Genomic DNA, 12445 nt, shown 5'->3' with positions numbered 1-12445 from the left:
GAAGAAGGAACCATCACCATGACGGACATCGACTGGGACGAGCTGCGCCAGGTCGCCGCGGAAGCCATGACCAAGGCGTACGCGCCGTACTCGCGTTACCGCGTGGGGGCGGCGGCTCTCGTCAGCGACGGGCGGATCGTCGCCGGCTGCAATGTCGAGAACGCCTCGTACGGCGTCACGCTGTGCGCGGAGTGTGCGCTCGTGGGCGACCTGTTCATGTCCGGCGGCGGGCAGCTCGTCGCCTTCGTGTGCGTGAACAACGACGGCGAGACGATCATGCCCTGCGGCCGGTGCCGGCAGCTGCTGTTCGAGCACGCCGTACCCGGCATGCTGCTGGAGACGGTCTCCGGCATCCGCACGATCGACGAGGTGCTACCCGATGCGTTCGGGCCGCGCGACCTGGAGGAAGCACGATGACCGCTGGACAGGCTCAGGGAGCCATCGAGCAGTTCGACGCGATCGACGTGATCCGCGCCAAGCGGGACGGCGGGGCGGTGCCGGAGCCGGCGCTGCGCTGGATGGTGGACGCCTACACGCGCGGCTACGTGTCCGACGCGCAGATGGCGTCCTTCGCGATGGCGATCTTCCAGCGCGGCATGGAGCGCGACGAGATCCGCGTGCTCACCGACGCGATGATCGCCTCCGGCGAGCGGATGAGCTTCGCGACGCTCGGCAAGAAGACCGTGGACAAGCACTCCACCGGCGGTGTCGGCGACAAGATCACCCTGCCGCTGGCCCCGCTGGTCGCCTCGTTCGGCGTGGCGGTCCCGCAGCTCAGCGGTCGCGGCCTCGGCCACACCGGTGGCACGCTCGACAAGCTGGAGTCGATCCCCGGCTGGCGCGCCGCGCTCAGCAACGAGGAGATGTTCGCGCAGATGCAGGGCGACGTCGGGGCCGTGATCTGCGCCGCGGGCTCCGGTCTCGCTCCCGCCGACAAGAAGCTCTACGCGCTCCGCGACGTGACCGGCACCGTGGAGGCCATCCCGCTGATCGCCTCCAGCATCATGTCGAAGAAGATCGCCGAGGGGACCGACGCTCTCGTCCTGGACGTGAAGTTCGGCTCCGGCGCCTTCATGCAGGACATCGACCGCGCCCGCGAGCTCGCCCGCACGATGGTCGCGCTCGGCACCGACTCCGGCGTCGCCACCACTGCACTTCTGACCGACATGAACGTCCCTCTGGGACGCGCGATCGGCAACGCGAACGAGGTCCGCGAGTCGGTCGAGATCCTCGCCGGCGGAGGACCCGCCGACGTCCGGGAGCTGACCGTCGCGCTCGCCAGGGAGATGCTCGCCCTCGCCGGGCAGCCCGACGCGGACGTGGAGGCAGCGCTGGACGACGGCCGCGCCATGGACGCCTGGAAGGCGATGATCCGCGCCCAGGACGGCGACCCCGATGCGGCCCTCCCGGTCGCGCGGGAGACGCACGTCGTCACGGCGCCCGCGGACGGCATCGTCACCCGGATGGACGCGCTCCCCTTCGGCATCGCCGCCTGGCGTCTCGGCGCCGGCCGTGCGCGGGCCGAGGACCCGGTGATCTTCGAGGCGGGCATCGACCTGCATGCGAAGCCCGGTGACCGGGTGGCCGCCGGGCAGCCGCTGTTCACGCTGTCGGCGGCGGACGAGGCGCGCTTCCCGCGAGCCATCGAGGCGCTCGAAGGGGCCTGGGAGCTCGGCGACGAAGCGCCGACCGTGGGGCCGATCGTCCGCGAGCGCATCACGGCGTGAGGCCCGGGCGCTAGCCTGGACGAACACCCCGCGACCGAGAGGATCCCCATGTCGATCGATGCGAGCGGCGACGTCGCCATCCAGGGCGTCTCCTTGCGGAGCCTGCCGAAGGTGTCGCTGCACGACCACCTGGACGGCGCCGTGCGCCCGGCCACGATCATCGAGCTCGCCGACGCGATCGGTCTCGACCTCCCCGCCTCCGACCCGGCGGCGCTCGGCTCCTGGTTCGCGAAGAAGAGCGACTCCGGATCGCTGGTGGAGTACCTGAAGACCTTCGAGCTCACCACCGCGGTCATGCAGACCCGGGAGGGGCTGACCCGTGTCGCGCGCGAGTTCGTCCAGGACCTCGCGGCCGACGGCGTCATCTACGGCGAGGTGCGCTGGGCACCGGAACAGCACCAGGCCGGCGGTCTCTCGCTGGAGGATGCCGTCGAGGCCGTGCAGCAGGGGATCGAGGAGGGCGAGGACGCGGCGGACCGGGACGGTCGCAGCATCCGCGTCGGACAGCTCCTCACCGCCATGCGGCACACAGACCGTGCCAGGGAGATCGCCGAGCTCGCGGTGGACTTCCGCGGACGCGGCGCCGTCGGCTTCGACATCGCCGGTCCCGAGGACGGTTTCCCGCCGTCGGACCACCGCGCGGCTTTCGACTACCTCGCCGAGAACTTCTTCCCGGTGACCGTGCATGCGGGGGAGGCGGCCGGGCTTGCCTCGATCCGCTCGGCCCTGCTGGACGGTCGTGCGCTCCGCCTCGGACACGGCGTCCGGATCGCCGAGGACCTCGAGGTCGTCACGCAGGAGGGCGACGAGGTGCAGGTGCGCTTCGGCGACCTCGCGCGCTGGGTGCGCGACCGGGAGATCCCGCTGGAGCTCTCCCCGTCGTCGAACCTGCAGACGGGTGCCGTCGCCGCGTGGGGCAAGACGCTCGCCGATCACCCGTTCGACCTGCTCTACCAGCTCGGCTTCGCGGTGACCGTGAACGTGGACAACCGCACCATGAGCGCCACCTCGCTCACCAGGGAACTTGCCCTGCTCGTGCAGACCTTCGAGTACGACCTCGACGACCTCGAGGCCTTCCAGTTCAACGCCGCCGCAGCCGCCTTCCTCCCCGTCGAGGAGAGGGAAGAGCTCGTCGAGATGATCGCCGAGGGCTTCGACGCCTGAGCCCGGGTCGACACGACCGATCCGCGCGCCGGAACGGAGGCGGCGCGCGAGGATGGACACATGCCCGCCTCCGTCTTCCTCGCCGGTCCCGCGTCCTGGAACCGCATGGTCCTTCTCGACCGGCTCCCCGAGCCGGTGCCGCATATGCAGTTCGCGCAGGCGAGCTGGGAGACGATCGGCGGCACGAGTGCGGGCAAGGCGCTGAGCCTGACGGCGCTCGGCCGATCCGTCGTGCTGCATGCGATCGCCGGGGACGACGAGGATGGGCTCCGGGTGCGTGCGGCGCTGGAGGAGGCCGGGGTGGTCGCGCAGTGGACGGACGGAACCACGGAGCGGCACCTCAACCTGATGACTTCGCAGGGTGACCGGGTGTCGCTGTACCTCTCCACACCGGCGGAGACGACGGGGACGGAGGACGCCGCGTACGCCACGGCGATGACCGCCGCCGACGCCGTCGTGCTCGATCTGGCCGCGGAGCCACGGCGGTTGCTCCCGCTCGCGGCGGCCAGCGGCACGCCGCTCTGGGTCGACGTGCATGACTACGACGGCATCGACGCGTACCACCGGCCGTTCCTGGAGGCGGCCGCGGCGGTGTTCTGCAACGCGGATCGGCTGGCCGCGCCGGTGGAGTTCCTCCGCGCCGCCGTCGCGGACGGAGCGGAGTTCGCCGTGTGCACCCTCGGCGCCGAGGGAGCGGTCGCGGTGGGGGAGGACGGGGCCGAGCTGCGGGTGCCCGCGCTGCCGACCACCGTCGTCGACACCAACGGCGCGGGCGACGCGTTCCTGGCCGGAGTCCTCGACGCGCGGCTGGCCGGTGCGGACCTGGCGTCGGCGCTCTCGGCGGGTGCGCGCTCGGCCGCCGGCGTGCTGACCACCCGGCACCTGCATCCGCTGCTCGATCCCATCCTCGGGGATCCGCGGGCGGCTTAGGGCGCGACCTGCTCCAGGAAGCCGCCGACGACCTCGGTGATCTCGGCGTGCATCTCGTCGTCGTCGATGGTCGGGGTGCCGTCACCGGACTGGGATCCGTAGTCGCCGAAGGAGGCGTGGGAGGCGCCGTCGATCTCGACGAACTCGGCGTCAGCGGGGAGTTCGGAGCGCGCGTCCGCGATCTTCTCCGGCGTGGAGAGGCCGTCCTCGCTGCCGGAGACGCTCAGTACAGGGAGGTCGGTTCCGGCGAGGTCGGTCGCGCAGTAGGAGGCGAAGAGGACGAGGGCGTCGGCGTCCGTCGCGAGCTGACAGGCGCGCACCCCGCCGAGGGAGTGGCCGCCCACGGCCCAGGTGTCCACGTCGGGCGCGGCGCTCGTGAACGAGTCGAGGCCACGCGGATCGAAGAAGGCGAGATTGAGCCAGGGCCGGGTGATGACGACCGTGGTGCCCTCCTCCGCGAGTCCCTGCAGGATCGACGCATAGGCCCAGGGGTCGACCTTCGCTCCCGGGATGAAGACCAGTCCGCGGTCTGACGCGCCGTCCGCGGGCTCCAGGACGATCCCCTCCTCGGCATCGGTCACCGTGATCGCGGGGTTCTCACGGACGGCGGCGAGCGGTTCGGGCTCCGCGGCCATGACGCCGACCTGGCTCCAGACGAGGATGCCGCCGACGGCGAGGAGGAGGACGATCGCCCCACCCCACAGGATTCTCTTCAGGACGCGGCGCCCGGGCTTGTTGTGCACAGCAGCAACGCTACTCCCGCCCGGACGCCGCGTCCTCTCAGCCGGCGAGGGCCGCCTGCCGGAGCGCCACCGCGTCGCGGACGGCAGGGAAGAGCGGGTGCTCCGGATCGAGGCCCGTGGTGCGGACGGTGAATCCGCCGGCATCCTCGGTGCGCAGCAGGGTCTGCAGCTCGACCGCCTGCTCGTCGGCGGGGTCGTCGAACTCCAGCGCGGCGGCGACGGCCGCCACCAGGGCGTCCGTCGACAGGCCGTGCTCGGCCGCCATCGCCGCGGGACCGATGAAGCGCTCGTGCCGGGAGATCTTCCGCAGCGGCTGACGGCCGACGCGCTGCACGGTGTCCACGAGCGCGGGATTGCGGAACCGCTCGAGGATGGTCGCGCGGTACTGGGCCAGCTCCGCGGGGTCGAGACCGTGTTCGACGACCAGCACCGCCGAGGTCTCCTCCAGCGCGGCGGAGACCTGCGCGGCGATCGCCTCGTCCGCGAGGGCGTCCGAGATTCGCTCGACGCCCGCCCGCGCACCGAAGTACGCGGTGGCGGCATGACCGGTGTTCACCGTGAAGAGCTTGCGCTCGATGTACGGCGCGAGGTCGTCGACGAAATGGGCGCCGGGGATGCGCGGCGGGGTGTCGCCGAACGGCCGGGCCTCGATCGCCCACTCGAAGTACGGCTCCACCGTGACGTCGATGCCGCCGCCCTCCGGCTGCGCGGGCACGATCCGGTCGACGGCGGTGTTCGCGAACACGGCGCGGCCGAGCAGCGTATCGGCGTCCGGCCCTGCCGCGGCGACGATCTCCTGCCGCAGCTGATCGGTGGCGCCGATGGCGTTCTCGCAGGCCATCACCTGCAGCGGCGCGGCCTCGGGGGAGCGCAGCGCGAGCCCGGCGACGATCGACGGGGCGACGAACCGCAGCACCGTGGGGCCGACGGCGGTCGTGACGACGTCGGCCGTCGCCACCTCCTCCGCCACCACGGCGGGGTCCGTGCGGCTGTTCACCGCACGGAACCCGGAGACGACGTGGTCGGTCCCTCCGGGGCCGGCTTCGTGCACGGTGTACGAGTCCGCCCGGTCGATCGCCTCCACGAGCGCGTCGGCGACGTCGCTGAACACGACCTCGTAGCCGCCCTCGTGCAGGAGCAGGCCGACGAAACCACGCCCGATGCTGCCCGCCCCGAAGTGGACCGCCTTCATCCCTCGTTCACCTCCGAGAGGAGAGCGAACAGCTCGTCCGGCGTTGCCGCCGCTTCCAGCCGCGCGACGTCGTCCTCCTCGGAGAAGAGGATCGCGATGCGCGACAGGATGTCGAGGTGCTCGTCGCCGACGCCGGCGATGCCGATCACGAACCGCGCCTGCTCGCCGTCCCAGTCGACGCCGCCGTCGTAGCGGACGACGGAGAGGGCGGAGGCGAGGATGGCGTCCTTCGCCTCGTTCGTGCCGTGCGGGATGGCCAGCCCGTTGCCCATGTACGTCGACACGGTCTCCTCGCGCTGGCGCATCGCGTCGACGTACGCCGGGGTCACCGCGCCGGCGGCGACGAGGATGTCCGTCGCCTCCTGGAGCGCGTCGTCGCGCGACGCGCCTCCCGGGTGGATGCGGACCTGCTCGGCAGTGAGAACGCTCATTCTTCGTCCTTTCGCTGTTCCTTGACCATCTCGACGACCTCGTCGTACTTCGGCGAGTTCATGAAGTTGTCCACCGAGACGTGCAGGGAGTCCGGCGACTTCGCCGTGGCCCGGTCGGTGAGCTGCTGCTGCGTGATGACCACGTCGGCGGCGCCGTCGAGGTTGGCGATGGCGGCGTTCGTGACGGTGACGCCCTCGATGCCGGCCTTCTTCAGCTTGTTGCGGAGCACGCTGGCACCCATGGCGGACGAGCCCATGCCGGCATCGCACGCGAACACGATGGTCTCGATGGGGGCCGCCGCGACCGCGGTGGTGGCGGGAGCCGGCGTGGTCTCCGGAGCCGTCGTCGCGGTCGAGGTGCGCAGGGCGTCCATCGCCGCGGACGACTTGCCCTTGTTCGCCTCGGTCTGCGCGATGGCCGCGCCGAACGCGTCGCCTTCGGCAGCGAGGTCGCGCTTGCGCGAGGCCCGCAGGATGACGCCGGTGATGAGGAACGTCACGGTCGCCGCGATGATGACCGACAGGTAGACGACGAGGAGGTTGGCGACGCCCGGGCCGATGGCCGCGGCGGTCACGGCGATGATGCTGCCCGGGGCCGCCGGGAAGGCGAGTCCGCCGCCGAGCACCATGTTGGTCGTCACACCGGCCGCTCCACCCGCGATGAGCGCGAGGATCGTGGTCGGCTTGCTGAGCGCGTACGGGAAGTAGATCTCGTGGATGCCGCCGAAGAACTGGATGATGGCGGCACCGGGAGCCGAGGCCTTCGCCGCGCCGACCCCGAAGAAGGTGAAGGCGAGCAGCAGACCGAGGCCGGGGCCGGGGTTCGCCTCGATGAGGAAGAGGATCGACTTGCCCGTCTCGGCGGCCTGCTCGATCCCCAGCGGCGTGAACACGCCGTGGTTGATGGCGTTGTTGAGGAACAGCACCTTGGCCGGCTCGACGATGATCGACACGAGCGGCAGCAGGTTGAGCGAGACGAGCCAGTCGACGGCCGCCCCCAGCGCGGCGCTGATGCCGAGCATGACCGGGCCGAAGGCGAAGAACCCGACGATGGCGAGGATCATGCCCAGGATGCCGGCGGAGAAGTTGTTGACGAGCATCTCGAAGCCGGGGCGGATCTTGCCGTCCCACAGCTTGTCGACCTGCTTCATGATCCACGCGGCGATCGGGCCCATGATCATGGCGCCGAGGAACATCGGGATGTTCGTCCCGACGATCACCCCGACGGTCGCGATCGTCGCGACCACGCCACCGCGCTCGCCGTAGACCATGCGTCCGGCCGTGTTCGCGATCAGGAGGGGCAGCAGGTAGGTGACCATCGGCCCGACCAGGCCGACGTAGGCCAGGATGTTGCCGTCCGCGCCCTCAGCGACCGCGGTCATCGCGCCCTGCCAGCCGAGGACGGCGGAGTCGCCGCCGCCGCCGATGATCTCGGCGACGCCGGCCCAGTGCCAGCCGAACGGGCTCTCGGCCCCGAAGAAGCCCTTCGGGATGAAGAGCATCGTGATGAAGCCCCAGGCGATGAAGGCCGCGATGTTCGGCATGATCATGCCGGAGAGGAACGTGCCGAAACGCTGCACGCCCACGCGGAGGCCACCGGGGGCGGTGGCGGCGGGTGACGTCGTCGTCATGATGTGGTCTCTTTCTGATGAGGGGGGAGTGCCGCGGCGAGGGCCGCCGCAGCGGTGCGGGCGGAGGGGGCGTCGTCCGCGCCGAGCGCGGCTTCCGCGAGACGGAGGGCATCGTCGCGAGTCCGGGTGGCGAGCGCCTGACGGACGTCGGCGAGGGCGGACGGTGCCATGGACAGGCTCGTCGCACCGAGGCCCACGAGGACGACGGCGAGCAGCGGATCGGCCGCGGCCTCGCCGCAGATGCCGACCGGCTTGCCGAGACGGGCACCGGCCGCACCGACCTCGCGCACCAGGCGCAGCACCGCGGGGTGCCAGGGGTCCTGGAACGACGCGACGGAACCGAGCAGCCGGTCCGCGGCCATCGTGTACTGGGTGAGGTCGTTGGTGCCGATCGACGCGAAGTCGGCGTGCGCGAGCACCCGGTCGGCGAGCAGGGCGCTGGAGGGCACCTCGACCATGACGCCGGCCGTCTTCAGCCCGTACTCGCGGGCGAGGCCGGTGAAGTACACGGTCTCCTCGACGGTGGCCACCATGGGTGCCATGACCCACAGGTCGGCGTCGGTCGCCGCGTCGGCCTCGGCCAGCGCGGTCAGCTGCTCGCGGAGGATGTCCTCGCTCGCGCGGAGTGCCCGCAGGCCGCGCAGTCCCAGGGCCGGATTCTCCTCGTGTGCGTCGTTGAGGAAGGCCAGCGGCTTGTCGGCCCCCGCGTCGAGCATCCGCACGACGACCTTCTTGCCGGGGAACGCCTCCAGCAGCTCGCGATAGGCGTCCCGCTGCTGGGCGACCGTCGGCGCCTGCGACGCCGAGAGGAACAGGAACTCCGTCCGGAACAGGCCGACGCCCTCGGCCCCCCGAGCGACCGCGTCGGCGGCATCGGCAGGCTTCCCCAGGTTCGCGAGCAGCGCGACCGGTGTGCCGTCGGCGAGCGCACCGGGGGTGAGCGGGGCGTCGTCGGCGGCGCGGCGGGCGGCGGCGCGCTCGGCGGCGCGGGCGCGCTCGTCGTCGGTCGGCTCGCGGGTGATGACACCCGCGGCCGCGTCGACGATCACGGTCTCCCCGGTCGTCAGGGCGTGCCCGTCGCCGACGCCGACCACGGCCACGATGCCCTTCTCCCTGGCGAGGATCGCCGTGTGGGAGGTCGGGCCGCCGTCGGTGGTGACGAGGGCGAGCACCTGGTCGAGGTTCAGCAGCGCAGTGTCGGCGGGCGCGAGGTCACGCGCCACGAGGACGAACGGGTGCCCAGGATCGGGGACGCCGGGGGCCTCCACGCCGCGCAGCCGGGCGAGCACCCGCTGCGCGATGTCGTCGAGATCGGCGGCGCGCTCGCCGAGGTAGCCGCCGACGGCTTCGAGCGTGGCCCGGAAGCCGGCGAAGGCGTCGTGCACGGCCCACTCCGCGGTGGCGCCGGCGTCGATCCTGCTGTCGACCTCGTCCTGCAGGGTGGGGTCCTCGGCGATCATCGCCTGCGCCTCGAGCACCTCCTGCGCCGCACCACCGGCGGCCTCGCCGCGCTGGGTCAGCTCCTGCGCAACGACGGCGACGGCCTCGCGGACCCGCGCGCGCTCGGCATCCGCCCCCGCGGTGCTCGGTGTGTTCTCGGGCGCGGGCAGCGCCTCGGTCATGCGGACGACCGGTCCCTGCGCGACGCCGAGACCGATCCCCACCCCTCGCAGCGCGCTCATCCGGCGGCGTCCTGGTCGTGGTCGGTGGTCAGCAGCTCGGTGAGCGTGTCCAGGACGCCCTCCGCGCCGTCGCCCTCGGCCGTGAGCGTCACGTAGTCGCCGCGCTCGATGGCCAGGGCGATCACCCCGAGGATGCTCGCGGCGTTGACCGGCTTGCCGGAATCCTTGGCGATCGTGACCGCGAGGCCGGAGTCCTTCGCGGCCTGCGCGAAGATCTTGGCGGGCCGGGCGTGCAGTCCGTGCGAGGAGCCGATGCGGACGGTGCGGGTGGCGGTCATGGTGTTCCTTTCGGGGCCCCGCCGGCAGCGGCGAGGGTCGACTGGGCGAGGAGAAGCGTGCGGCCGCCGTCGCGATCGGCGAACACGTCGTCCGGCAGGACCGCGACGGGCGCGCGGGTCAGGTCGCGGATGGCGCCGAGGCGCTCACGGAGGTGCGGACCCACGAGGACGAGGTCGTGCCCGCCGACGGGGACGGTGCTCTCGACCCCGGCGTCCGCGTCCCAGTCCAGTCCCGCCGCGGCGGCGGCGGTGCGCAGGCGCTGTGCGACGAACGTGCTCGACGCGCCGGCGCCGCAGACCACGAGAATCCTCATCGATGTCACCTTCCTGAGAACAGTCTGGGAAATCAGGCCGCGGTGGCACCAACACGTTCTCTTCCGCCCCTGCGGAACCCTGCTCGCCGCGCCCGTGTCGCCGGAGGCTGTCATCATGGAGAGCAGTCGGACAGTGCCGTCAGCACGGGAACTCGGAGGGATCATGTCGCGCCAGCGTCAGGACCAGCTCCTCGCCGCCCTGCTGCGCGAGGAGGGCTGGGCGACCGCAGGCACGCTGGCCGACCTCCTCGGCGTGACGCCCCGGAGCATCCGTTCCTACGTCGCGGCCCTGAACGCCCGCACGCCCGGCGCCGCGGTCGTCGAGTCCGGCCCGGCGGGCTATCGGGCGGGCCCCGGCGCCCGTGGTGCGCTCCGGGTGCGGCAGGGCGGCGACTCCGCGCCCCGCGAACGGCTGCACGCCCTGGTCCGGCTGCTGCTGGACGAGGAGGAGGGGATCGACGTGTTCGACACGGCGGACGCCCTGCACGTGAGCGAGGCGACGCTGGAGGCGGACCTCGTGCGGGTGCGCGGCCTCCTCGACGGCACCGACCTGGCTCTCGAACGTGCACGGGAGCGGGTGCGGCTCCGCGGAGACGAGGCTGCCCAGCGCCGGCTGCTCAGCCGCCTCGCGCACGACGAGATGGACGACGCCTCGTTCCACCCCGAGATCTTCCGGCGAGCCCTCTCCGGGACCGCGGTCGATGCGCAGGCAGTCGGACCCTTCAAGTCCGCCCTGGTGGGAGAGCTCGGCGAGCTCGGCTACTACGTCAACGAGCTCGCGATCGCCGACGTCCTGCTGCACATCGCGATCGCCGCCGAGCGAGTAGCCGCCGGGCGCGCCCTCGACGCGCCGCCGGTGGGAGCCCGACCGGAGATCCCGCGGGTGGGAGCGGTGATCGCCCGCCTCGCGGCCGAGCACTTCGCCGTGGTCCTTGGCGAGGGGGACAGCGGTCACCTCGCCTCCCTGGTCCTCACCCGGATCGTCGCCCCCGGTGGCGAGGCGGCGCAGGAGCTCGCCCGCAGCGGCGTCGCCCCGGACGTGGAGGCGGCGGTCCGAGCGGAGATCGCGCGGGCCGCGGAGGACTACCGCGTCGACCTCGTCGACGAGACCTTCGTGCTCCGTCTCGCCCTGCACGTGCAGAACCTCCTGCGTCGTGCCGAGGAGAGTGCGCTCACCCGGAATCCGCTCACCCGCTCGCTGAAGACGACGTACCCGATGATCTTCGAGGTCGCGGTGTCGATCGCGAGCGGTCTGCACGACCGGCTCGGCACGCCCATCCACGATGACGAGATCGCCTACATCGCCATGCACGTCGGTGGCCGGCTGGAACGGAGCCGCAAGGCGGAGTCCATCCTCACCGCGACCATCGTCTGCCCCGGCTACTACGAGCTCCACGAACTCCTGCGCTCGAGCGTGGACCGTTCCCTGGGCTCCGCGATCGAGGTCACCAGCGTCGTCACGAACGTCGACCCGGACTGGGCGTCGTTCGACACCGACCTCGTGCTGAGCACGATCGAGCCCGGGGCCGCGGGCGACCGCTTCGTGCGCATCCAGCCGTTCCTCACCGACGCGGACGTCGACCGCATCCAGCAGGCCGCGGGGCGCCTGCGCCGGGGGCGACGGCTCGCCCGGCTCCGGGAGGAGCTCGCGCGCTACTTCCACCCCGACGCCTTCGTGCATCCCCTCCCGGATGACGGCGAGGATGCCATCATCCGGCGGCTCGGCGCGCCGCTCGTGCGGGCCGGCCTGATCGGTGACGACTACGTGGAGAACACGATCGTCCGGGAGCGCATGTCCTCCACGGCGTTCACCGACGCGCTGGCCGTGCCGCACGCGCTGCAGATGACCGCGGCCCGCACGGCGATCGCGCTCGGCGTGGCGGAGGGGTCGGCGGCCTGGGGCGACGGAAGGGTGCAGGTCGTCGCGCTGGCCGCCTTCAGCGAGAGCGACCGCGCCGCCTTCCAGACCGTCTTCGAGCAGCTCGTGGAGGTGTTCAGCGAGCGCGAGAGCGTGCAGCGGATCGTCCGGCGCAGCGCGACCTTCGAGGGTTTCCTCGACGAACTCGTCGCCGTGATCGACGGCTGAGGCTCAGGCGTCGGGGGCGAGCACGAGGACGAGCTGGTCGAGGACGCTCTCCGAGGCCGGGCTGGCCGGCGTCTCCAGGGTCACGGCGTCGCCGGATGCGAGGGCGAGGTCCATCACCGCGAGGACGCTGCGCAGATCCACGGACGTGCCGTCCGCGGTGCGCAGCGTGACGGGGAGCTCGTGCGCCTGCGCGAGGCGCACGAGCTCCGCGACCGGTCGTGCGTGCACGCCGTTGTGGGCACTGACGACGACATGGCGGACGGGCAT

13 protein-coding genes are annotated in these 12445 nt (G+C 72.1%); 5 read left to right on the top strand and 8 right to left on the bottom strand.

Annotated elements, in window-relative coordinates; all coding sequences use genetic code 11:
* The first annotated feature begins 18 nt into the window (after positions 1-18).
* From BLU02_RS04900 to BLU02_RS04885, 4 genes are read left to right on the top strand one after another with little or no spacing between them, the layout of a single operon-like run.
* Positions 19-417 (top strand): cytidine deaminase, encoded by a 399-nt coding sequence (locus tag BLU02_RS04900; protein ID WP_025105664.1) that lies wholly within the window; start codon positions 19-21, stop codon positions 415-417.
* Positions 414-1727 carry a thymidine phosphorylase gene (locus BLU02_RS04895; protein WP_060921497.1) on the top strand — a complete coding sequence of 438 codons (1314 nt, stop codon included), beginning with the start codon at positions 414-416 and terminating at the stop codon, positions 1725-1727. The genes BLU02_RS04900 and BLU02_RS04895 overlap by 4 nt, the downstream gene beginning before the upstream one ends.
* Positions 1728-1775: 48 nt before the next feature.
* A complete protein-coding gene (locus tag BLU02_RS04890; RefSeq protein ID WP_060921498.1) occupies positions 1776-2891 on the top strand; it encodes an adenosine deaminase in 1116 nt (371 codons plus the stop codon).
* 60 nt (positions 2892-2951) lie between these two features.
* A complete protein-coding gene (locus BLU02_RS04885) occupies positions 2952-3821 on the top strand; it encodes a carbohydrate kinase family protein (protein WP_083370895.1) in 870 nt (289 codons plus the stop codon).
* Here BLU02_RS04885 and BLU02_RS04880 read toward each other — a convergent pair.
* From BLU02_RS04880 to BLU02_RS04850, 7 genes are read right to left on the bottom strand one after another with little or no spacing between them, the layout of a single operon-like run.
* Positions 3818-4564 (bottom strand): alpha/beta hydrolase, encoded by a 747-nt coding sequence (locus tag BLU02_RS04880; RefSeq protein WP_060923502.1) that lies wholly within the window; start codon positions 4562-4564, stop codon positions 3818-3820. The genes BLU02_RS04885 and BLU02_RS04880 overlap by 4 nt on opposite strands.
* Positions 4565-4601: 37 nt before the next feature.
* The gene (locus tag BLU02_RS04875; protein WP_060923503.1) at positions 4602-5756 is read right to left on the bottom strand and encodes a mannitol-1-phosphate 5-dehydrogenase; all 1155 of its coding nucleotides are present in this window, start codon (positions 5754-5756) and stop codon (positions 4602-4604) included.
* Entirely contained in the window at positions 5753-6187 is a 435-nt protein-coding gene (locus BLU02_RS04870) for a PTS mannitol transporter subunit IIA (RefSeq protein WP_025105671.1), read from the bottom strand. Before BLU02_RS04870 ends, BLU02_RS04875 begins: the two co-directional genes overlap by 4 nt.
* Positions 6184-7818 (bottom strand): PTS mannitol transporter subunit IIBC, encoded by a 1635-nt coding sequence (locus tag BLU02_RS04865; protein ID WP_025105672.1) that lies wholly within the window; start codon positions 7816-7818, stop codon positions 6184-6186. The genes BLU02_RS04870 and BLU02_RS04865 overlap by 4 nt, the downstream gene beginning before the upstream one ends.
* Positions 7815-9500: a phosphoenolpyruvate--protein phosphotransferase gene (ptsP, locus tag BLU02_RS04860; protein ID WP_083370894.1), complete on the bottom strand. Its 1686-nt coding sequence runs from the start codon at positions 9498-9500 to the stop codon at positions 7815-7817. Before ptsP ends, BLU02_RS04865 begins: the two co-directional genes overlap by 4 nt.
* Positions 9497-9778 carry an HPr family phosphocarrier protein gene (locus BLU02_RS04855; RefSeq protein WP_060923563.1) on the bottom strand — a complete coding sequence of 94 codons (282 nt, stop codon included), beginning with the start codon at positions 9776-9778 and terminating at the stop codon, positions 9497-9499. The genes ptsP and BLU02_RS04855 overlap by 4 nt, the downstream gene beginning before the upstream one ends.
* A complete protein-coding gene (locus tag BLU02_RS04850; RefSeq protein WP_060923562.1) occupies positions 9775-10092 on the bottom strand; it encodes a PTS sugar transporter subunit IIB in 318 nt (105 codons plus the stop codon). The genes BLU02_RS04855 and BLU02_RS04850 overlap by 4 nt, the downstream gene beginning before the upstream one ends.
* A gap of 163 nt (positions 10093-10255) precedes the next feature.
* Between BLU02_RS04850 and BLU02_RS04845 the strand changes: the two genes are divergently transcribed.
* Positions 10256-12178 carry a BglG family transcription antiterminator gene (locus tag BLU02_RS04845; protein WP_060923561.1) on the top strand — a complete coding sequence of 641 codons (1923 nt, stop codon included), beginning with the start codon at positions 10256-10258 and terminating at the stop codon, positions 12176-12178.
* 3 nt (positions 12179-12181) lie between these two features.
* On the opposite strand, the gene BLU02_RS04840 is transcribed toward BLU02_RS04845, so the two are convergent.
* The gene (locus BLU02_RS04840; protein WP_060923560.1) at positions 12182-12445 is read right to left on the bottom strand and encodes an HPr family phosphocarrier protein; all 264 of its coding nucleotides are present in this window, start codon (positions 12443-12445) and stop codon (positions 12182-12184) included.

It is taken from the genome of Microbacterium paraoxydans (genome assembly GCF_900105335.1).
Lineage (GTDB): Bacteria > Actinomycetota > Actinomycetes > Actinomycetales > Microbacteriaceae > Microbacterium > Microbacterium paraoxydans.
Note: the sequence above shows the minus strand (reverse complement) of the source record. Positions and strands in the feature narration are given on the sequence as shown.